Annotated in this window: 17 protein-coding genes; 1 reads left to right on the plus strand and 16 read right to left on the minus strand. The window is 69.8% G+C overall.

The window, feature by feature from the left end; genetic code table 11:
* Positions 1-85: 85 nt before the first annotated feature.
* From recQ to ABZZ79_RS25440, 15 genes are all read right to left on the minus strand, one after another.
* Positions 86-2,086: a DNA helicase RecQ gene (recQ, locus tag ABZZ79_RS25370; RefSeq protein ID WP_356692309.1), complete on the minus strand. Its 2,001-nt coding sequence runs from the start codon at positions 2,084-2,086 to the stop codon at positions 86-88.
* A gap of 315 nt (positions 2,087-2,401) precedes the next feature.
* The gene (nuoN, locus tag ABZZ79_RS25375) at positions 2,402-4,051 is read right to left on the minus strand and encodes an NADH-quinone oxidoreductase subunit NuoN (protein ID WP_356692311.1); all 1,650 of its coding nucleotides are present in this window, start codon (positions 4,049-4,051) and stop codon (positions 2,402-2,404) included.
* The gene (locus ABZZ79_RS25380; RefSeq protein WP_356692313.1) at positions 4,048-5,619 is read right to left on the minus strand and encodes an NADH-quinone oxidoreductase subunit M; all 1,572 of its coding nucleotides are present in this window, start codon (positions 5,617-5,619) and stop codon (positions 4,048-4,050) included. Before ABZZ79_RS25380 ends, nuoN begins: the two co-directional genes overlap by 4 nt.
* 5 nt (positions 5,620-5,624) lie before the next feature.
* Entirely contained in the window at positions 5,625-7,538 is a 1,914-nt protein-coding gene (gene nuoL, locus ABZZ79_RS25385; protein WP_356692315.1) for an NADH-quinone oxidoreductase subunit L, read from the minus strand.
* Positions 7,539-7,552: 14 nt separating this feature from the next.
* Positions 7,553-7,852 carry an NADH-quinone oxidoreductase subunit NuoK gene (gene nuoK, locus ABZZ79_RS25390; RefSeq protein WP_053760538.1) on the minus strand — a complete coding sequence of 100 codons (300 nt, stop codon included), beginning with the start codon at positions 7,850-7,852 and terminating at the stop codon, positions 7,553-7,555.
* Entirely contained in the window at positions 7,849-8,691 is an 843-nt protein-coding gene (locus ABZZ79_RS25395; protein WP_356692317.1) for an NADH-quinone oxidoreductase subunit J, read from the minus strand. Before ABZZ79_RS25395 ends, nuoK begins: the two co-directional genes overlap by 4 nt.
* A complete protein-coding gene (gene nuoI, locus ABZZ79_RS25400) occupies positions 8,688-9,299 on the minus strand; it encodes an NADH-quinone oxidoreductase subunit NuoI (RefSeq protein ID WP_356692319.1) in 612 nt (203 codons plus the stop codon). Before nuoI ends, ABZZ79_RS25395 begins: the two co-directional genes overlap by 4 nt.
* Positions 9,292-10,659 (minus strand): NADH-quinone oxidoreductase subunit NuoH, encoded by a 1,368-nt coding sequence (gene nuoH, locus ABZZ79_RS25405; protein ID WP_356692321.1) that lies wholly within the window; start codon positions 10,657-10,659, stop codon positions 9,292-9,294. The genes nuoI and nuoH overlap by 8 nt, the downstream gene beginning before the upstream one ends.
* Entirely contained in the window at positions 10,656-13,160 is a 2,505-nt protein-coding gene (locus ABZZ79_RS25410) for an NADH-quinone oxidoreductase subunit G (protein ID WP_356692323.1), read from the minus strand. The genes nuoH and ABZZ79_RS25410 overlap by 4 nt, the downstream gene beginning before the upstream one ends.
* On the minus strand, positions 13,157-14,506 hold the full coding sequence (gene nuoF / locus ABZZ79_RS25415) for an NADH-quinone oxidoreductase subunit NuoF (RefSeq protein ID WP_356692325.1): 1,350 nt from the start codon (positions 14,504-14,506) through the stop codon (positions 13,157-13,159). The genes ABZZ79_RS25410 and nuoF overlap by 4 nt, the downstream gene beginning before the upstream one ends.
* Positions 14,503-15,375 (minus strand): NADH-quinone oxidoreductase subunit NuoE, encoded by an 873-nt coding sequence (gene nuoE, locus ABZZ79_RS25420; protein WP_356692327.1) that lies wholly within the window; start codon positions 15,373-15,375, stop codon positions 14,503-14,505. Before nuoE ends, nuoF begins: the two co-directional genes overlap by 4 nt.
* On the minus strand, positions 15,372-16,694 hold the full coding sequence (locus ABZZ79_RS25425) for an NADH-quinone oxidoreductase subunit D (protein WP_356692329.1): 1,323 nt from the start codon (positions 16,692-16,694) through the stop codon (positions 15,372-15,374). The genes nuoE and ABZZ79_RS25425 overlap by 4 nt, the downstream gene beginning before the upstream one ends.
* Positions 16,691-17,425: an NADH-quinone oxidoreductase subunit C gene (locus ABZZ79_RS25430; RefSeq protein WP_356692331.1), complete on the minus strand. Its 735-nt coding sequence runs from the start codon at positions 17,423-17,425 to the stop codon at positions 16,691-16,693. The genes ABZZ79_RS25425 and ABZZ79_RS25430 overlap by 4 nt, the downstream gene beginning before the upstream one ends.
* Positions 17,422-17,976: an NADH-quinone oxidoreductase subunit B gene (locus tag ABZZ79_RS25435; RefSeq protein ID WP_003998928.1), complete on the minus strand. Its 555-nt coding sequence runs from the start codon at positions 17,974-17,976 to the stop codon at positions 17,422-17,424. The genes ABZZ79_RS25430 and ABZZ79_RS25435 overlap by 4 nt, the downstream gene beginning before the upstream one ends.
* A 12-nt stretch (positions 17,977-17,988) precedes the next feature.
* Positions 17,989-18,348: an NADH-quinone oxidoreductase subunit A gene (locus ABZZ79_RS25440; protein ID WP_129307483.1), complete on the minus strand. Its 360-nt coding sequence runs from the start codon at positions 18,346-18,348 to the stop codon at positions 17,989-17,991.
* A 752-nt stretch (positions 18,349-19,100) separates the two neighbouring features.
* On the opposite strand from ABZZ79_RS25440, the gene ABZZ79_RS25445 reads away from it, so the two are divergent.
* Complete coding sequence (locus ABZZ79_RS25445; protein WP_356692334.1) at positions 19,101-19,943, plus strand: C40 family peptidase; 843 nt, start codon at positions 19,101-19,103, stop codon at positions 19,941-19,943.
* 383 nt (positions 19,944-20,326) lie between these two features.
* Here the strand turns inward: ABZZ79_RS25445 and ABZZ79_RS25450 are convergent, their stop codons facing one another.
* The gene (locus ABZZ79_RS25450; RefSeq protein WP_356692336.1) at positions 20,327-21,664 is read right to left on the minus strand and encodes a geranylgeranyl reductase family protein; all 1,338 of its coding nucleotides are present in this window, start codon (positions 21,662-21,664) and stop codon (positions 20,327-20,329) included.
* Positions 21,665-21,678 lie beyond the last annotated feature (14 nt).

The raw sequence follows: 21,678 nt of genomic DNA on the forward strand, positions 1-21,678 counted from the left end.
CGGTCACAGCAATCGGTCACAGCGGCACCGGCCCCGTCGCCCTGCCGGTACCTCCGCGCTGCCGCGCCTCCCACGGCTCCCGGGCCTACGCCCAGTCGTCCGGCTCCGGCTCCGGCTCGTCGTCAAGCTCCGGCCAGTCGTCCGGCGCCGCCGCGTCCTGATCGCCCGGACCGGCCGAGCCGGGCTCGCCGTCCAGCGAGGCCAGCACCGCGAGCACGCCCTCCCCATAGGTAGCGAGCTTCTTCTCGCCGACCCCGCCGATGGAGCCGAGCTCGCGCACCGAGGCGGGCCGGGCGAGGGCGATCTCCCGCAGCGTGGCGTCGTGGAAGATGACGTACGCCGGGACGCCCTGCTCGCGGGCCTGCTCCGCGCGCCAGGCACGCAGCGCCTCGAAGACCGGCTGCAACTCCTCGGGCAGCTCGGCCGCCGCGGCCTTGGGCTTGCGCTCGCCGCGGCCGGAGGACGAGCCCGACCGCGACCCGGCGGGCTTCTTGGGCTCCTTGCGCAGCGGCACCTCACGCTCGCGCCGCAGCACCGACCCGCTCTCCTCGGTGAGCACCAGCGTGCCGTACTCCCCCTCGACGGCGAGCAGCCCCTGCGCCAGCAACTGGCGGACGGCACCGCGCCATTCGGCCTCCGTCAGCTCCTGTCCGATGCCGAACACGGACAGCTGGTCGTGGTCGAACTGGATCACCTTGCCGGTGCGTCTGCCGAGCAGGATGTCGACGATCTGCCCGGCGCCGAACTTCTGCCCGCGTTCACGCTGGAGCCGCACCACCGTCGACAGCACCTTCTGCGCCGCGACCGTGCCGTCCCAGGTCTCGGGCGGGGTCAGGCAGGTGTCGCAGTTGCCGCAGCCCGCCGTGTCGGGGTCCTGGCCGAAGTAGGTGAGCAGCTGTGCGCGCCGGCACTGCGCGGTCTCGCACAGGGCGAGCATCGCGTCCAGGTGGGCCGCGGCCCGGCGGCGGTGCGCCTCGTCGCCCTCACCGGACTGGATCAGCTTGCGCTGCTGGATGACGTCGTTGAGCCCGTAGGCCAGCCAGGCCGTCGAGGGCAGTCCGTCCCGGCCGGCCCGGCCCGTCTCCTGGTAGTAGCCCTCCACCGACTTGGGCAGGTCGAGGTGGGCGACGAAACGCACGTCGGGCTTGTCGATGCCCATGCCGAAGGCGATGGTCGCCACCACGACCAGGCCGTCCTCGCGCAGGAACCGGGCCTGGTGGGCCGCGCGGGTGCCCGCGTCCAGGCCCGCGTGGTACGGCACTGCCTCGACGCCGTTGGCGGAGAGGAACTCGGCCGTGCGCTCGACGGAGTTGCGCGACAGGCAGTAGACGATGCCCGCGTCGCCCGCGTGCTCCTCGCGCAGGAAGCTCAGCAGCTGCTTCTTCGGCTCGGCCTTGGACACGATCCGGTACTGGATGTTGGGCCGGTCGAAGCTGGCCTCGAAGTCACGGGCGGCCGGCATGCGCAGCCGCTCGGTGATCTCCCGGTGCGTGGCCCGGGTGGCCGTGGCCGTGAGCGCGATGCGCGGCACGTCCGGCCAGCGCTCGCCGAGCAGTGACAGCGCGAGGTAGTCGGGCCGGAAGTCGTGGCCCCACTGGGACACACAGTGCGCCTCGTCGATCGCGAACACCGAGATCTTGCCGCGGCCGAGCAGCTCCAGCGTGGTGTCCAGCCGCAGCCGCTCCGGCGCCAGATAGAGCAGGTCCAGCTCACCGGCGAGGAACTCCGCCTCCACCAGGCGCCGCTCGTCGAAGTCCTGCGTGGAGTTGATGAACCCGGCCCGGACCCCGAGCGCCCGCAGCGCGTCGACCTGGTCCTGCATGAGCGCGATCAGCGGCGAGACGACGATGCCCGTGCCGGGTCTGACCAGCGCCGGGATCTGATAGCACAGCGACTTGCCGCCGCCGGTCGGCATGAGGACCACGGCGTCACCGCCGGCCACCACATGCTCGATGATCGCTTCCTGCTCGCCGCGGAAGACGCCATAGCCGAACACGCGGTGCAGCGTGGCCAGTGCCTCGCTCTCGGTCGCCGCCGGTGCCCCGGTCACCCCTGTCATCTCGCTGATCCCGCCCGTCCCGCCCATCGCCGTGCCCCCGTACGCCGTGTCTCGACCACTGCGTCCACGATAGGCGCCCGCACCGACAGCCCCTTGAGTTATCCACAGACCCGTTCGGGTGAACGCCGCCACTCTCCGTGTGCGGCGCGAACGGCCCCGTCACCTGGCGGTCCGCGAGCGGTCAGTCGTGGCCGGTGCGGGCCGGCGCTGGAGCCCGACCCCGACGGGCTGTTCAGCCCGACGAACCCGAACATGACCTGACCGGCGGACCCGGCCCCCTGACCGGACGCGCGTGGGCCCCGGCCCCCATGCGGGGAACCGGGGCCCACGGGCATGCCGGGCTCAGCGCACGAACACTCCGGCCTGGCCCGCCAGGTCCAGGAAGTACTGCGGCGCCACACCGAGCACCAGCGTGACCGCCACGCCCACGCCGATCGCCGTCATCGTCAGTGGCGACGGCACGGCGACGGTCGGGCCCTCCGGCCGCGGCTCGCTGAAGAACATCAGCACGATCACCCGGATGTAGAAGAACGCGGCGATCGCCGAGGAGATCACACCGACCACCACCAGCGGGGCCGCGCCGCCCTCCGCCGCCGCCTTGAACACGGCGAACTTCCCGGCGAAGCCCGAGGTCAGCGGGATGCCCGCGAAGGCCAGCAGGAATACCGCGAACACGGCCGCCACCAGCGGGGAACGCCGGCCGAGACCGGCCCACTTGGACAGATGCGTCGCCTCGCCACCGGCGTCCCGTACGAGCGTGACGACCGCGAACGCGCCGATCGTCACGAACGAGTAGGCGGCCAGGTAGAAGAGGACGGAGGAGACGCCGTCCGGCGTGGTCGCGATGACACCCGCGAGGATGAACCCCGCGTGCGCGATCGAGGAGTACGCCAGCAGACGCTTGATGTCCGTCTGGGTGATCGCGACGATCGCGCCGCCCAGCATGGTGACGACGGCCACGCCCCACATCACCGGCCGCCAGTCCCAGCGCAGGCCCGGCAGCACGACGTACAGGATGCGCAGCAGGGCGCCGAAGGCGGCGACCTTGGTCGCGGCCGCCATGAAGCCGGTCACCGGCGTCGGGGCGCCCTGGTAGACGTCCGGCGTCCACATGTGGAACGGCACCGCGCCCACCTTGAACAGCAGGCCCATCATGATCAGCGCGGAGCCGACCAGCAGCAGCGCGTCGTTGCCCATGGTGCCGGCCAGGGCCGGGCTGACCTCGGGGACCGAGCCGTCGACGACCTGCGCGATCGTCGCGTACGACATCGAGCCGGAGTAGCCGTACAGCAGGGCGATGCCGAACAGCGTGAACGCGGAGGCGAACGCGCCGAGCAGGAAGTACTTCACGGCCGCTTCCTGCGACATCAGCCGCTTGCGGCGGGCCAGCGCGCACAGCAGGTACAGCGGCAGCGAGAAGACCTCCAGGGCCACGAACAGCGTCAGCAGGTCGTTGGCCGAGGGGAACAGCAGCATGCCCGCGACCGCGAACAGCAGCAGCGGGAACACCTCGGTGGTGGTGAACCCGGCCTTCACCGCGGCCTGCTCGCTCTCGCTGCCCGGCACGGCGGCGGCCTGCGCGGCGAAGGAGTCGACGCGGTTGCCGTGCGTCAGCGGGTCGAGCCGGCGTTCGGCGAAGGTGAACAGGGAGACCAGCGCCACCAGCAGGATCGTGCCCTGGAGGAACAGCGCCGGGCCGTCGACCGCGATCGCGCCCATGGCCGCGACGCGTGCCTTGGTGGTGCCGTACCCGTCCGCGGCGAGTGCCACGACCGCGGCGAACGCGGCGGCCAGGGCCACGACCGAGACGAACATATGGGCGTAGTAGCGGGACTTGCGTGGCACGAACGCCTCGACCAGCACCCCGATGAGCGCCGCGCCCACGACGATCAGGGTGGGCGACAATTGCCCGTATTCGATCTTCGGCGCGTCGATCTTCGAGATCGGGTCGGCCGCGGTTGTCCACAGGCTGTGGACGGCTGTTGCGCTCACTTGGCCGCCTCCACCTCGGGCTGGGGGTCCTTCTTCTGTACATCGGACATGGTGTGCTCGACCGCCGGGTTGACGATGTCCGTCAACGGCTTCGGATAGACACCCAGGAAGATCAGCAGCACCACGAGAGGTGCGACCACGGCGAGTTCACGCAGCCTGAGGTCGGGCATCGAGGCGACCTCGGTCTTCACCGGGCCGGTCATCGTCCGCTGGTAGAGGACGAGGGTGTACAGCGCGGCGAGCACGATGCCGAAGGTGGCGATGATGCCGACCACCGGGTACTCGGCGAACGTGCCGACCAACACCAGGAACTCGCTGACGAACGGCGCGAGCCCCGGCAGCGACAGCGTCGCCAGGCCGCCGATCAGGAAGGTGCCCGCGAGCACCGGGGCGACCTTCTGCACACCGCCGTAGTCGGCGATGAGCCGCGAGCCGCGCCGCGAGATCAGGAAGCCGGCCACCAGCATCAGCGCGGCCGTCGAGATGCCGTGGTTGACCATGTAGAGGGTCGCGCCGGACTGGCCCTGGGTGGTCATCGCGAAGATGCCCATGATGATGAAGCCGAAGTGCGAGATCGACGCGTACGCCACCAGGCGCTTGATGTCCCGCTGGCCGACCGCGAGCAGCGCCCCGTAGATGATGCTGATCAGGGCGAGGACGAGGATGGCGGGCGTCGCCCACTTCGAGGCCTCCGGGAACAGCCCGAGGCAGAAGCGGAGCATCGCGAAGGTGCCCACCTTGTCGACGACCGCGGTGATGAGGACGGCGACCGGGGCGGTGGCCTCGCCCATCGCGTTGGGCAGCCAGGTGTGCAGTGGCCACAGCGGGGCCTTCACCGCGAAGGCGAAGAAGAAGCCCAGGAACAGCCAGCGTTCGGTGCTGGTCGCCATGTCCAGCGTTCCGTTGGCCCGGGCCTCGGCGATCTCCGGGAGCGAGAAGTTCCCGGCGACCACGTACAGACCGATCACCGCGGCCAGCATGATCAGACCGCCGACCAGGTTGTAGAGGAGGAACTTCACGGCCGCGTACGACCGTTGCGTCGAGGCCACCTCCTCGCCGTGCTCGTGGGCACGGTCCCCGAAGCCGCCGATGAGGAAGTACATCGGGATGAGCATGGCTTCGAAGAAGATGTAGAAGAGGAAGACGTCGGTGGCCTCGAAGGAGAGGATCACCATGGCCTCGACGGCGAGGATCAGGGCGAAGAAGCCCTGCGTCGGCCGCCACCGCTTGCTGCCGGTCTCCAGCGGGTCTGCGTCGTGCCAGCCCGCGAGGACGATGAACGGGATCAGCAGGGCCGTGAGCGCGATCAGCGCCACCCCGATGCCGTCCACGCCCAGTTCGTAGCGGACCCCGAACTCCTTGATCCACCAGTGGGATTCGGTGAGCTGGTAGCGGTCGCCGTCGGGATCGAAGCGAACCAGGACGCCGATGGCCAGGGCCAGTGTGGCCAGCGAGAACAGCAGCGCCAGCCACTTGGCGGCGGTGCGGCGCGCGGCGGGCACGGCGGCCGTGGCCACCGCCCCGAGGGCCGGGAGCGCCGCCGTCGCTGTCAGCAGGGGAAAGGACATCGGTATCAGACCGCCCTCATCAGCAGGGTCGCGGCGACGATGAGCGCCGCACCGCCGAACATCGAGACCGCGTACGACCGCGCGAAGCCGTTCTGCAGCCGGCGCAGCCGTCCGGAGAGGCCGCCGACCGAGGCAGCCGTGCCGTTGACGACGCCGTCGACCAGGGTGTGGTCGACGTAGACCAGGGACCGGGTGAGGTGCTCGCCGCCGCGGACCAGGACCACGTGATTGAAGTCGTCCTGGTACAGGTCGCGGCGGGCGGCCCGGGTGAGCAGCGAGCCGCGCGGGGCGACGGCCGGGACCGGACGGCGGCCGTACTGGCCCCAGGCGACAGCCACGCCGATGACCATGCAGGCCACCGTCGCACCGGTGATCGCGCCCGCGCTGAGCGGCGCGTCGCCGTGCTCGTGCCCGGTGACGGGCTCCAGCCAGGTCAGGAAGCGGTCGCCGATGCTGAAGAACGCGCCTGCCGCGACCGAGCCGACGGCCAGGACGACCATCGGGATCGTCATGATCTTCGGCGACTCGTGCGGGTGCGGCTCATGGCCGTGCTCGTCGGGCTGCCAGCGCTTCTCGCCGAAGAACGTCATGATCATCACGCGCGTCATGTAGAAGGCGGTGAGGGCCGCGCCCAGCAGGGCCGCGCCGCCGAGGATCCAGCCCTCGGTGCCGCCCTTGGCGAACGCCGCCTCGATGATCTTGTCCTTGGAGAAGAAGCCGGACAGCCCCGGGAAGCCGATGATGGCGAGGTAGCCGAGGCCGAAGGTGACGAAGGTGACCGGCATGTACTTCCGCAGTCCGCCGTACCTGCGCATGTCCACCTCGTCGTTCATGCCGTGCATGACCGAACCGGCGCCGAGGAACAGCCCGGCCTTGAAGAAGCCGTGCGTCACCAGGTGCATGATCGCGAAGACGTAGCCGATGGGGCCGAGGCCCGCGGCGAGGACCATGTAGCCGATCTGCGACATGGTCGAACCGGCCAGCGCCTTCTTGATGTCGTCCTTCGCGCAACCGACGATCGCACCGAACAGCAGCGTGACCGCGCCGACGATGGTGACGACCAGCTGCGCGTCCGGAGCCCCGTTAAAGATCGCCGCGGAGCGGACGATGAGATAGACGCCCGCGGTCACCATGGTCGCGGCGTGGATGAGGGCCGAGACCGGGGTCGGGCCCTCCATCGCGTCCCCGAGCCAGGACTGCAGCGGCACCTGGGCGGACTTGCCGCAGGCCGCGAGCAGCAGCATCAGGCCGATGGCGGTGAGCCGGCCCTCGCTGGTGTCGGCCACCAGGCCGGGCTCCTCGTGCGTGCCGAGCAACGGGCCGAAGGCGAACGTGCCGAACGTCGTGAACATCAGCATGATCGCGATCGACAGGCCCATGTCGCCGACGCGGTTGACCAGGAAGGCCTTCTTCGCGGCCGTGGCCGCGCTGGGCTTGTGCTGCCAGAAGCCGATCAGCAGGTAGGAGGCGAGACCGACGCCCTCCCAGCCGACGTACAGCAGCAGGTAGTTGTCGGCGAGGACCAGCAGCAACATCGCCGCGAGGAACAGGTTCAGATAGCCGAAGAAGCGGCGGCGCCGCTCGTCGTGCTCCATGTACCCGACCGAGTACAGGTGGATCAGCGAGCCGACGCCCGTGATCAGCAGCACGAACGTCATCGACAGCTGGTCGAGGCGGAAGGCGACGTCCGCCTGGAAGTCGCCGACCTGGATCCAGGTGAACAGGTGCTGCGTCAGGGTGCGGTGCTCGGCGTCCTTGCCCAGAAGATCGGTGAACAGGACGAGGCCGAACACGAAGGAGGCGGCTGCCAGTGCCGTGCCGATCCAGTGGCCGACGGCGTCCAGCCGCCGGCCGCCGCACAGCAGTACGGCCGCTCCGAGCAGAGGCGCCGCGATGAGCAGCGCGATCAGGTTCTCCACGATTCAGCGACCCCTTACAGCTTCATCAGGCTGGCGTCGTCGACCGAGGCCGAGTGGCGGGAACGGAACAGCGACACGATGATCGCGAGCCCGACCACGACCTCCGCGGCGGCGACGACCATCGTGAAGAAGGCGATGATCTGGCCGTCGAGATTGCCGTGCATCCGGGAGAAGGCCACGAACGCGAGGTTGCAGGCGTTGAGCATCAGCTCGATGCACATGAACAGCACGATCGCGTTCCGCCTGATCAGCACGCCGGTGGCGCCGATCGTGAACAACAGGGCGGCGAGGTAGAGGTAGTTGACCGGGTTCACTTCGACGCCTCCTCGGTCCGCTTGAAGTGGGGCGGCTCGATCTCGCCACGCTCCAGGCGCTCCTCGGCGCGCTGCTCGATGGCCTTCAGATCGGTGAGTGCCTGCGCCGAGACGTCCCGGATCTGGCCGCGCTCGCGCAGGGTCTTGCTGACCGTGAGCTCCGACGGGGTGCCGTCGGGGAGCAGGCCCGCGACGTCCACGGCGTTGTGCCGGGCGTACACGCCGGGCGCCGGCAGCGGCGGCAGGTGCCTGCCCTCGCGCACCCGCTGCTCGGCCAGCTCGCGCTGGGTCCGGGCGCGCTCGGTGCGCTCGCGGTGGGTGAGCACCATCGCGCCGACGGCGGCCGTGATCAGCAGGGCGCCGGTGATCTCGAATGCGAAGACGTACTTGGTGAAGATGAGGGACGCCAGCCCCTCCACATTGCCGTTCGCGTTCGCCTGGCCGAGGCCGTTGAACTGCGTCAGGGAGGCGTGGGCGATGCCGGCGATCAGCAGGATGCCGAAGCCGAGGCCGCACAGCAGGGCCAGCCAGCGCTGGCCCTTGATGGTCTCCTTCACGGAGTCCGCCGCGGTGACACCGACCAGCATCACCACGAACAGGAACAGCATCATGATGGCGCCGGTGTAGACGATGATCTGCACGACACCGAGGAAGTACGCGCCGTTGGCGAGGTAGAACACCGCCAGGATGATCATGGTGCCGGCCAGACAGAGCGCGCTGTGCACGGCCTTCTTCATCAGGACGGTGCACAGGGCGCCGATCACCGCGACCGTGCCGAGGATCCAGAACTGGACGGCCTCTCCGCCGGAGGTGGTGTAGGCGGCGAGTTGCGTGCTCATACGTCCACCTCCCGCTCCGTGGGCTCCTCGCCCTTGGACACGGCGGCCTGCTGCTCGGTGCCGGGCGCGGCCTCCGTCACCAGGCCCCGGTAGTAGTCCTGTTCGTCCATGCCGGGGTAGATGGCGTGCGGGCTGTCGACCATGCCCTCGTCGAGACCGGCGAGCAACTGCTCCTTGGTGTAGATGAGGTTGGCCCGGCTGGAGTCGGCCAGCTCGAACTCGTTGGTCATCGTCAGCGCGCGCGTGGGGCACGCCTCGATGCACAGGCCGCACAGGATGCAGCGGGCGTAGTTGATCTGGTAGACGCGGCCGTACCGCTCGCCCGGGGAGTAGCGCTCCTCGTCGGTGTTGTCCGCGCCCTCCACGTAGATCGCGTCGGCGGGGCAGGCCCACGCGCACAGTTCACAGCCGACGCACTTCTCCAGGCCGTCCGGATGGCGGTTGAGCTGGTGCCGTCCGTGGAAGCGGGGAGCGGTGGTCTTCTCCTGCTCCGGGTACTGCTCGGTCAGCCGCTTCTTGAACATGGCCTTGAAGGTCACGCCGAAGCCGGCCACGGGGTTCTGGAAACCGGGCTTCGACTGCGCGGTCTCCTTGGGCTCCTCAGCCATCGGACGCCTCCTTTCCATCCAGAGATCCGTCACTGGCAGTATCCGACCCGCCACTGACAATCAACTCCCGCTCCCGGCGCGGGCGCCTGCGCGGCGCCGCCGGCAGCTCCTGTCCGGGCAGCGGCGGCACGGGGAATCCGCCCGCCATCGGGTCGAAGGGGGCGCGGTCCGCGGGCGCCGCCTCCGCCTGCCCGTCCCGGCCGCCGCGGAAGATGTCCGCGACGAAGGAGAGCAACAGCAGGGCGATCACACCGCCGCCGACGTACAGGGCGATGTCGGCGAAGTCGTAGTTCTCGTTGCGCAGGGCCCGCACGGTCGCGACGAGCATCAGCCAGACCAGCGAGACCGGGATGAGGACCTTCCAGCCGAGCTTCATCAGCTGGTCGTAGCGGACCCGCGGGAGCGTGCCGCGCAGCCAGATGAAGAGGAACAGCAGCAACTGCACCTTCACCAGGAACCAGAGCATCGGCCACCAGCCGTGGTTGGCGCCCTCCCAGAAGGTGCTCACCGGCCACGGTGCCCGCCAGCCGCCCAGGAAGAGGGTCACCGACACGGCCGAGACGGTCACCATGTTGGCGTACTCGGCGAGCATGAACAGGGCGAACTTGATCGACGAGTACTCGGTGTTGAAGCCGCCGACCAGGTCGCCCTCGGACTCCGGCATGTCGAACGGCGCCCGGTTGGTCTCGCCCACCATGGTGATGATGTAGATGATGAACGACACCGGCAGCAGCAGGATGTACCAGCGGTCCGCCTGCTGTTCGACGATGGTCGACGTCGACATCGAGCCCGAGTAGAGGAACACCGAGGCGAACGCGGCGCCCATCGCGATCTCGTACGAGATCATCTGCGCGCAGCTGCGCAGACCGCCGAGCAGCGGATACGTCGAGCCGGAGCTCCAGCCCGCGAGCACGATGCCGTAGATGCCGACCGAGGCGACCGCGAGGATGTAGAGCATCGCGATCGGCAGGTCGGTGAGCTGCATCGAGGTGCGGGTGCCGAAGATCGAGATCTGGTTGTCGGCCGGGCCGAAGGGGATCACCGCGATCGCCATGAAGGCCGGGACTGTCGCGATGATCGGCGCGAGGATGAAGACGGCCTTGTCCGCGCGCTTGACGACCAGGTCTTCCTTCAGCATCAGTTTGATGCCGTCGGCGAGCGACTGCAGCATGCCCCACGGACCGTGCCGGTTGGGGCCGATGCGCAACTGCATCCAGGCGACGACCTTGCGCTCCCAGACGATGGCGAGCAGCACGGTCAGCAGCAGGAAGGCGAAGCAGAACACCGCCTTGATCGCGACCAGCCACCAGGGGTCGCTGCCGAACAGCGAGAGGTCTTCAGCGGCGAGGAACGGGCTCATGCCTCCACCTCCTTGGGGGCCTCGCCGACGGAGGCCGCCGGGCTGATACGGACGAGGGAGCCGGGCCGCGCCCCGGCGTCGGAGGCGACGCCCCGGCCGGCGGAGTTCAGCGGCAGCCAGACCACGCGGTCGGGCATCTCGGTGATCTCCAGCGGCAGTTCGACGGTGCCGGAGGGGCCGGCGACGACCAGGACCTCGCCCTCGCGCACACCCGCCTCGACGGCCGTGGCCGCCGACACGCGCGCGTGGGCCGCGTGCCGCGTCCCGGCGAGCGCCTCGTCGCCCCGCTGGAGCAGACCCAGGTCCAGCAGCAGCCGGTGCCCGGCGAGCACGGCCTCCCCGGCCGCGGGCCGGGGCAGCACACCGCCGGACTCCCGCGGCTCGGTGGCCCGCGACCCGTCCCACGCGCCCAGCCGGTCCAGCTCCGCGCGCACCGTCCGCAGATCCGGCAGGCCCAGGTGGACGTCCATGGCGTCGGCCAGCATCTGGAGCACCCGCGCGTCGGCGGGGGCCAGGCGGCGGGTCATCTGTTCGGGCTTGAGCGCGGCCTCGAAGAAGCGCACCCTGCCCTCCCAGTTGAGGAAGCTGCCGGCCTTCTCGGCGACCGCGGCCACCGGCAGCACGACGTCCGCGTGCGCGGTGACCTCACTCGGCCGCTGCTCCAGCGACACCAGGAAGCCGACCTCGTCCAGTGCCTCACGCGCGCGTGCCGGGTCGGGCAGGTCGGCGATCTCCACACCGGCCACCAGCAGGGCCCGCAGTTCGCCGGAGGCCGCGGCCTCGACGATCTGGCCTGTGTCGCGGCCGTAGCGGTGCGGGAGTTCGGCGACGCTCCAGGCGGCCGCGACCTCCTCCCGCGCGCGCGGGTCGGTGGCCGGACGTCCGCCGGGCAGCAGCGACGGCAGCGCACCCGCCTCGATCGCGCCGCGCTCACCGGCCCGGCGCGGGATCCACACCAGCCGCGCGCCGATCGCCGAGGCGGCCCGGACGGCGGCGGTGAGCCCGCCCGCGACGGCTGCCAGCCGCTCGCCGACGACGATCACGGAACCGTCGGCGCGCAGCGCCTCGGCGCACCGACCGCCCGGCTCCTCCAGGCCGACACCGCTCGCGAGCGCGTCCAGCCACTCGGTCTCGGTGCCGGGAGCGGCCGGCAGCAGCGTGCCACCCGCCTTCTGGAGTCCTCGGGTGGCGTAGGTGGCCAGTGAGAACACCTTCTGGCCGTGCCCGCGCCAGGCCTTGCGCAGCCGCAGGAAGACTCCGGGGGCCTCCTCCTCGGCCTCGAAGCCGACCAGCAGCACGGCCGGCGCCTTCTCCAGCGAGGTGTAGGTGACGCCCGTGCCGTCGAGGTCACGGCCGCGTCCGGCGACCCGGGCGGCGAGGAAGTCGGCCTCCTCGCTGCTGTGCACGCGTGCGCGGAAGTCGATGTCGTTGGTGTCGAGCGCCACGCGCGCGAACTTGCTGTACGCGTAGGCGTCCTCGACGGTCAGCCGGCCGCCGGTGAGCACACCGGCCCGGCCGCGCGCGGCGAGCAGCCCCTCGGCCGCGGCCTGGAGCGCCTCCGGCCAGGACGCGGGCACGAGCCTGCCCTCGGCGTCGCGCACGAGCGGCGTCTCGATGCGGTCCCGCGCTTGCGCGTACCGGAACCCGAAGCGCCCCTTGTCGCAGATCCACTCCTCGTTGACCTCGGGGTCCGCCGCCGCCAGGCGCCGCATGACCTTGCCGCGCCGGTGGTCGGTGCGGGTGGCGCAGCCGCCGGAGCAGTGCTCGCACACGCTCGGCGAGGAGACCAGGTCGAAGGGCCGGGAGCGGAACCGGTAGGCCGCCGAGGTGAGCGCGCCGACCGGGCAGATCTGGATGGTGTTGCCGGAGAAGTACGACTCGAACGGGTCGCCCTCACCGGTGCCGACCTGCTGGAGCGCGCCCCGCTCCAGCAGCTCGATCATCGGGTCGCCGGCGATCTGGTTGGAGAAGCGGGTGCAGCGCGCGCACAGCACGCAGCGTTCCCGGTCCAGCAGCACCTGGGTGGAGATCGGCACGGGCTTCTCGTACGTCCGCTTCTTTCCGTCGAAGCGGGACTCGGAGTGGCCGTGCGACATGGCCTGGTTCTGCAGCGGGCACTCGCCGCCCTTGTCGCAGACCGGGCAGTCCAGCGGGTGGTTGATGAGCAGGAGCTCCATCACACCCTTCTGGGCCTTCTCGGCGACCGGCGAGGTGAGGTGGGTCTTGACCACCATCCCGTCGGTGCAGGTGATGGTGCAGGACGCCATCGGCTTGCGCTGGCCCTCGACCTCGACGATGCACTGGCGGCAGGCGCCGGCCGGGTCGAGCAGGGGGTGGTCGCAGAAGCGGGGAATCTCGATGCCGAGCTGCTCGGCGGCCCGGATGACCAGGGTGCCCTTGGGCACGCTGATCTCGATGCCGTCGATCGTCAGCGCAACGAGATCTTCCGGCGGGACCGCCGCGTCGCCTCCTCCGGAGGGAGCGCTTGTGGTCACTGTCATGCGTTCACCTCCGTACGGTCGGCCCAGGCCGTCGACTTGGCCGGGTCGAAGGGACAGCCGCGGCCCGTGATGTGCTGCTCGTACTCCTCGCGGAAGTACTTCAGCGAGGAGAAGATCGGCGAGGCGGCGCCGTCGCCGAGGGCGCAGAAGGACTTGCCGTTGATGTTGTCGGCGATGTCGTTCAGCTTGTCGAGGTCGCTCATCACGCCCTTGCCGGCCTCGATGTCGCGCAGCAACTGCACGAGCCAGTAGGTGCCTTCACGGCAGGGCGTGCACTTGCCGCAGGACTCGTGGGCGTAGAACTCGGTCCAGCGGGTCACCGCCCGCACCACGCAGGTCGTCTCGTCGAAGCACTGGAGTGCCTTCGTGCCGAGCATGGAACCCGCGGCGCCCACTCCCTCGTAGTCGAGGGGGACGTCGAGGTGTTCGTCGGTGAGCAGCGGGGTCGAGGAGCCGCCGGGCGTCCAGAACTTGAGCCGGTGCCCGGGTCGCATCCCGCCGCTCATCTCCAGCAGCTGGCGCAGGGTGATGCCGAGCGGGGCCTCGTACTGGCCGGGGCCGGCGACATGGCCGCTGAGCGAGTAGAGCGTGAAGCCCGGGGACTTCTCGCTGCCCATCGACCTGAACCATTCCTTGCCGTTCTGGATGATGGCGGGAACCGACGCGATGGACTCGACGTTGTTCACAACAGTCGGGCAGGCGTAGAGGCCTGCCACCGCCGGGAAGGGGGGACGCAGTCGCGGTTGGCCACGGCGGCCCTCGAGCGAGTCCAGCAGCGCGGTCTCCTCGCCGCAGATGTACGCGCCCGCGCCCGCGTGCACGGTGAGGTCGAGGTCGAGTCCGCTGCCCAGGATGTTCGTGCCGAGGTAGCCCGCCTCGTACGCCTCGCGCACGGCCGCGTGCAGCCGCCGCAGTACGGGGACGACCTCACCCCGCAGGTAGATGAAGGCGTGCGACGACCTGATGGCGTAGCACGCGATGACGATGCCCTCGATGAGGCTGTGCGGGTTCGCGAAGAGGAGCGGGATGTCCTTGCAGGTCCCGGGCTCCGATTCGTCGGCGTTGACAACAAGATAGTGCGGCTTTCCATCCCCCTGCGGAATGAACTGCCACTTCATTCCGGTCGGGAATCCCGCGCCGCCGCGGCCGCGCAGCCCGGAGTCCTTGACGTAGGCGATCAGGTCGTCCGGCGTCATGGCGAGCGCCTTGCGGAGCCCCTCGTACCCCTCGTGCCTTCGGTAGACGTCCAGGGACCAGGAGCGGTCCTCGTCCCAGAAGGCCGACAGCACGGGTGCGAGCAGCTTCTCGGGGCTGGTGTCTTTCAGCTCGGGTGCCAAGGTCATCACTCCCCCTCCTCGGCGCTGGGCCCGGCCGGGTGGGATGGGTCGGAGGCCGATGTGTCCTGCGGCGCGTCGTGCGAGCTGAGGTGCTCGGTGGGCGACGGCTCGTGCGCGGCCCGGTCGTGGGGCTCCTCGTGCGGCCCGCCGTCGCGCGGATGGACCACGCGCGCGGGGGCGGTCTCTCCCTTGGCCAGGCGCAGGCCCATCAGCGACGCCGGTCCCGCGCTGCCGCTCGCCTCGACGGCCCCGGGACGCTCGTCGGGGAAGCCGGCCAGGATCCGCGCGGTCTCCTTGAAGGTGCACAGCGGCGCCCCGCGCGTGGGCGAGACCACCCGGCCGTCGCGCAGGTCGTCCACCAGGCGCTTGGCGCTCTCGACGGTCTGGTTGTCGAAGAACTCCCAGTTGACCATCACGACCGGCGCGAAGTCGCAGGCCGCGTTGCACTCGATGTGCTCCAGGGTGACCTTGCCGTCGTCGGTGGTCCCGCCGTTGCCGACGGCCAGGTGCTCCTGGAGCGCCTCGAAGATCGCGTCGCCGCCCATCACCGCGCACAGGGTGTTGGTGCACACGCCCACCTGGTAGTCGCCGGAGGGACCCCGCCGGTACATGGTGTAGAAGGTGGCGACGGCGGTGACCTCGGCCGTGGTCAGGCCGAGTGTGTCGGCGCAGAACCGCATCCCGGTGCGGGTGACGTGCCCCTCCTCGGACTGCACGAGGTGCAGCAGCGGCAGGAGGGCGGACCGGGAGTCCGGGTAGCGGGCGATGACCTCGCGCGCGTCGCGCTCCAGCCTTTCGCGGACGTCGTCCGGGTAGGCGGGCGCGGGCAGCTCGGGCATGCCCAGGCTCACGCCCCGCTCGGAAGAAGAGGTGGTCACCGGTCGACGCCTCCCATCACGGGGTCGATGGACGCGACAGCGACGATGACGTCGGCGACCTGGCCGCCCTCGCACATCGCCGCCATGGCTTGCAGGTTGGTGAAGGACGGGTCGCGGAAGTGGACCCGGTAGGGGCGGGTGCCGCCGTCGGAAACGGCGTGCACGCCGAGCTCGCCCTTGGGTGACTCGACGGCCGCGTAGGCCTGTCCCGGCGGGACGCGGAAGCCCTCGGTGACCAGCTTGAAGTGGTGGATCAGGGCCTCCATGGAGGTGCCCATGATCTTCTTGATGTGGTCGAGGGAGTTGCCGAGGCCGTCCGGGCCGAGCGCGAGCTGGGCGGGCCAGGCGATCTTCTTGTCGGCGACCATGACCGGGCCCGGCTGGAGCCGGTCCAGGCACTGCTCGACGATCCTGAGCGACTGGCGCATCTCCTCCAGGCGGATCAGGAAGCGGCCGTAGGAGTCGCAGGTGTCGGTGGTCGGGACGTCGAAGTCGTATGTCTCGTAGTCGCAGTAGGGCTGCGTCTTGCGCAGGTCGTGCGGCAGGCCCGTGGAGCGCAGGATCGGGCCGGTGGCGCCGAGGGCCATGCAGCCGGCCAGGTCGAGGTAGCCGACGTTCTGCATACGGGCCTTGAAGATGGGGTTCCCGGTGGCGAGCTTGTCGTACTCCGGGAGGTTCTTCCTCATCTTCTTCACGAACTCGCGGATCTGGTCCACCGCGCCGGGCGGCAGGTCCTGGGCGAGTCCGCCGGGGCGGATGTAGGCGTGGTTCATCCGCAGGCCCGTGATGAGCTCGTAGATGTCGAGGATCATCTCGCGGTCGCGGAAGCCGTAGATCATGATCGTGGTCGCGCCGAGCTCCATGCCGCCGGTGGCGATGCACACCAGGTGGGAGCTCAAGCGGTTCAGCTCCATCAGGAGCACCCTGATGATCTTGGCCCGCTCGGTGATCTGGTCCTCGATGCCGAGGAGCTTCTCCACGGCGAGGCAGTAGGCGGTCTCGTTGAAGAAGGACGTCAGGTAGTCCATGCGCGTGACGAAGGTGGTGCCCTGCGTCCACGTGCGGAACTCGAGGTTCTTCTCGATGCCGGTGTGCAGATAGCCGATGCCGCAGCGGGCCTCGGTGACCGTCTCGCCCTCGATCTCCAGGATCAGGCGCAGCACGCCGTGGGTGGAGGGGTGCTGCGGGCCCATGTTGACGACGATGCGCTCGTCGTCGGCGCGGGCCGCGGACTGGACGACCTCGTCCCAGTCGCCACCGGTGACCGTGTACACGGTGCCCTCGGTGGTCTCGCGCGGAGTTGCGTGCTGCGTGCTCATGAGTAGGACCTCCGCTGGTCCGGAGCCGGGATCTGGGCGCCCTTGTACTCGACGGGGATGCCGCCGAGGGGGTAGTCCTTGCGCTGCGGGTGGCCCTGCCAGTCGTCCGGCATCATGATCCGCGTCAGGGCCGGGTGGCCTTCGAAGACGATCCCGAAGAAGTCGTACGTCTCGCGCTCGTGCCAGTCGTTCGTCGGGTAGACCGCGACGAGCGAGGGGATGCGCGGGTCGCTGTCGGGGGCGCTGACCTCCAGGCGGATCAGCCGGTTGTGGGTGATCGAGCGCAGGTGGTAGACGGCGTGCAGCTCGCGGCCCTTGTCCTCCAGGTAGTGCACCCCGCTGACGCCGGTGCACAGCTCGAAGCGCAGGGCCGGGTCGTCGCGCAGGGTGCGGGCGACGCGCGTCAGGTGCTCGCGCTCGATGTGGAAGGTGAGTTCCTCGCGGTCGACGACCGTCTTCTCGATCGCGTTCTCGGGGAGCAGCCCCTGCTCCTCCAGCGCGCCCTCCAGCTCGTCGGCCACCTCGTCGAACCAGCCGCCGTAGGGGCGGCTCGCCGGTCCCGGGAGCCGGACCGAGCGCACCAGGCCGCCGTAGCCGGAGGTGTCGCCGCCGTTTCCGGCGCCGAACATGCCGCGCTGGACGCGGATCTCCTCGCCGCCCTGACCGCGCTGGCCGGGGAGGTTGGAGGCGCTCAGGTCCTTCTCGGGGTTCACACCGTTCGCGTCGCTCACCGCAGCAGCCCCTTCATCTCGATCGTCGGCAGGGCCTTGAGCGCCGCTTCCTCCGCCTCCCGGGCCGCTTCCTCGGCGTTCACGCCGAGCTTGGAGGTCTGGATCTTCTGGTGGAGCTTGAGGATGGCGTCCATCAGCATCTCCGGCCGCGGCGGGCAGCCGGGCAGGTAGATGTCGACCGGGACGATGTGGTCGACGCCCTGGACGATGGCGTAGTTGTTGAACATGCCGCCCGAGGAGGCGCAGACCCCCATGGAGATCACCCACTTGGGGTTCGGCATCTGGTCGTAGACCTGCCGGAGCACCGGCGCCATCTTCTGGCTGACCCGGCCGGCGACGATCATCAGGTCCGCCTGGCGCGGTGATCCGCGGAAGACCTCCATGCCGAAGCGCGCCAGGTCGTAACGGCCGGCACCCGTGGTCATCATCTCGATGGCACAACAGGCGAGGCCGAACGTGGCGGGGAAGACGGACGCCTTGCGCACCCAGCCCGCGGCCTGCTCCACAGTGGTCAGCAGGAATCCGCTCGGCAGCTTTTCTTCGAGTCCCATGTTCCAGGCCCCTCAGTCCCATTCCAGGCCGCCGCGCCGCCACACGTACGCGTAGGCGACGAAGACGGTGAGCACGAAGAGCAACATCTCCACGAGCCCGAACACACCCAGGGCGTCGAAGGTGACGGCCCAGGGGTAGAGGAAGACGATCTCGATGTCGAAGACGATGAAGAGCATCGCCGTCAGGTAGTACTTGATGGGGAAGCGCCCGCCGCCGGCCGGCGTGGGGGTCGGCTCGATGCCGCATTCATAGGCGTCGAGCTTGGCGCGGTTGTACCGCTTCGGACCGATCAGCGTGGCCATGACCACGGAGAAGATCGCAAAGCCTGCCCCGAGGGCTCCCAGTACGAGGATGGGCGCATACGCGTTCACCGCTCCTCGCTCCTCTCAGTCGGCATTGACTGCATGGGGTCCCCCCTGCTCAGGCGAAGGCCAGAGCCGGGGGAGCGTTGCACTGGGCTCACTTCCGCCTCGTCCGCCCCCTGAACCCCGTTCGTCCCGGACGAAGATCGAGAACATGTGAAGCAGGTCACAAGCCCAACTGCCTCGCATCTTATGCCCGGGGCTCTGTGATCTGCGACACGGGGTATTCCACAAGCTTTGTGATCTCCACCACCTGACGAAGGATCATGAAGTCGGATGAGCGGTGATCTTCGTACTCGAAGCGTCCGAGTGATCACCAGAGGTGACATTTTCGCGCGTCGTAGCAGCTCAGGAGGGGAGTCTCCATATCAAGAGGGTTCGTCTGCATGCAAATTGGTGTTGGACGTGCCCCCTTGATAGAGGACGGCATTCACACATCAGAGGGAGGTCCGGGGCGAGGTGTGGACGTGTGCACGCGTTCACGAGCGCCCGACAGGCCCCGATCCGCGCGAGACGCAGCCCCTCCAGTGACCGTTCCGTGACCTCGGACACATCCGCGAGGGGGGATGAGAACCGGGCTTGGCCAACGGTCTCAACCAATGGTAGGCGCGGGGCAATCCGGACGTAACTACGAAAGCCCATGATCACAGGCTTGGAAGGGTGTGTCCGCAATGCCCGTTACGGCGTCAATAAAGAGCGGTGCGCCGGGTATTTGGGGCCTCGGTTGAACAACTGTGGCGCAGCACACGTTTCTTGAAGGTATGGAGGAGCCCCTGATACCGATTGCTCTCATGTCCCACACCGCTCACATACGCAGCCACCGGAAGCCCCGCCGCACCGCGTCCTCGACGATCGCGATGCGCGCCGGAGTTGCCGGTGGCGTCCTCAGCATGGCGGCAGCCGGTGCGTCGGCCACGGCGAACGCCGCCGAGCCGGTGACGCAGACGCTCGAACTGCCCGCCCTCACGGCCGACCTGTCCAGTCAGGTCGCCGAGTCCGCGGACGCCACGGAGCTGGCCGCCGCGAACTACGAGCTGGCCGCCGAGCGTGACGCGGCCGCCGCCCAGGCGGCCAAGGAGGCCAGGGCGGACCTCGCGGTGGCGAAGAAGAAGGCCGAGGCCCGGAAGAAGGCCGCCGAGGAGGCCGCCCGCCGGGCCGCCGCCGAGGAGGCCGCCTCCCGCTCCGCCGAGCGGGCCGAGCTCACCACGACGTCCACGTCGGCGTCCGAGACCGTGTCGACCCCGGCGAGCGGCTCCGTGGGCACCGTCATCGCCTTCCTCAAGGCACAGGTGGGTGACGCCTACGTCATGGGCGCCACCGGCCCCAACGCCTGGGACTGTTCCAGCCTCGTCCAGGCCGCCTTCCGCGAGGTCGGCGTGGACCTTCCCCGCGTCTCCCAGGACCAGTCGATGTTCGGCACGGAGGTCGGCACGTCCAACCTCCAGGTCGGCGACATCCTCTACTGGGGCGGCAAGGGCTCCGCGTACCACGTGGGCGTCTACATCGGGGACGGCCAGTACCTGGACGCGGCCAACCCGTCCAAGGGCGTCGTCATCCAGGATCTGTCCGGTTACCCGGCTTCGGGCGCGGTGCGCGTGCTCTGAGCCGCGCGAGGCGCTTCGGCGCACGCAGGACCGGGTGAAGGGCCGCAGCCGCTCGGGGGCAGCGGCCCTTCACCGTTTGTACGCCCGGGTGTTCGACCTGCCCGACAGGCCGTAAAGGTCCGATCGGTACACCGAGGAACCGGCTCGCCCTGTACGCCGGGAAAGTCCGGGACCGTACGTCGGGGCGACCCGGGACCGTACGTCAGGACGGCCCGGGTCGTACGCAGGGGCGCCCCAGGACGTACGCAGGGGCGGCCCAGCACGTACGCAGGGGCGACTGACCCGGCACCGTACGTCAGGACGGCCCGGGGCCGGATTCGGACAGACCCCGGGCGGTGCGGCGCCGCGAAACCGGGCGCCCCTTCAGAGGCGCCCGGCGGGCATCACGCCTTGGGCGCCACCTTGCTCAGCCCGTTGATGATGCGGTCCATGGCGTCGCCGCCGACCGGGTCGGTGAGGTTGGCCAGGAGCTTCAGGGTGAACTTCATCAGCATCGGGTGCGTCAGGCCCCGCTGCGCGGCGATCTTCATGACCTTCGGGTTGCCGATGAGCTTCACGAAGGCGCGGCCGAGCGTGTAGTAGCCGCCGTAGGTCTCCTTGAGGATGCGCGGGTAGCCCTGCAGGGCCGTCTCGCGCTGGGCCGGCGTCGCACGGGCGTGGGCCTGGACGATGACCTCGGCGGCGATCTGCCCGGACTCCATGGCGTAGGCGATGCCCTCGCCGTTGAACGGGTTCACCAGACCGCCCGCGTCGCCGACGAGCAGCAGCCCGCGCGTGTAGTGCGGCTGGCGGTTGAAGGCCATCGGCAGGGCGGCGCCGCGGATCGGGCCGGTCATGTTCTCCGGGGTGTAGCCCCAGTCCTCCGGCATGGACGCGCACCAGGCCTTGAGCACCTCGCGCCAGTCCAGCTCCTTGAAGGAGTCGGAGGTGTTGAGCACGCCGAGGCCGACGTTGGAGGTGCCGTCGCCCATGCCGAAGATCCAGCCGTAGCCGGGCAGCAGCCGGTCCTCGCCGGGGCCGCGGCGGTCCCACAGCTCCAGCCAGGACTCCAGGTAGTCGTCCCCGTGCCGCGGGCTGGTGAAGTACGTGCGGACCGCGACGCCCATCGGGCGGTCCTCGCGGCGGTGCAGGCCCATCGCGAGGGACAGCCGGGTGGAGTTGCCGTCGGCGGCCACCACCAGCGGGGCGTGGAAGGTGACTTCGCGCTTCTCGTCGCCGAGCTTGGCCCTCACGCCGGTGATGCGGCCGGTGCGGTCGTCCACGATCGGGCCGGAGACGTTGCACTGCTCGTAGAGCCGGGCGCCCGCCTTCTGGGCCTGTTGGGCGAGTTGCTCGTCGAAGTCGTCGCGCTTGCGGACGAGGCCGTAGTCCGGGAAGGAGGCGAGATCCGGCCAGTCGAGCTCCAGGCGGACGCCTCCGCCGATGATCCGCAGGCCCTTGTTGCGCAGCCAGCCGGCCTCCTCGGAGACGTCGATGCCCATGGCCACCAACTGCTTGACGGCACGCGGGGTGAGGCCGTCACCGCAGACCTTCTCGCGCGGGAACTGGGTCTTCTCCAGCAGAAGGACGTCGAGACCGGCCCGGGCCAGGTGGTAGGCGGTGGTGGAGCCTGCTGGCCCCGCGCCCACGACGATCACATCGGCGGTGTTGTCGGAGAGGGGCTCGGTCACGGCGGGATCTCCCCAAGGATCGAAATCTGCGTGCCGACCGGCACTGGACATGGGCAGTCTATGCA

It is taken from the genome of Streptomyces sp. NPDC006458, from assembly GCF_040612135.1.
GTDB lineage: Bacteria > Actinomycetota > Actinomycetes > Streptomycetales > Streptomycetaceae > Streptomyces.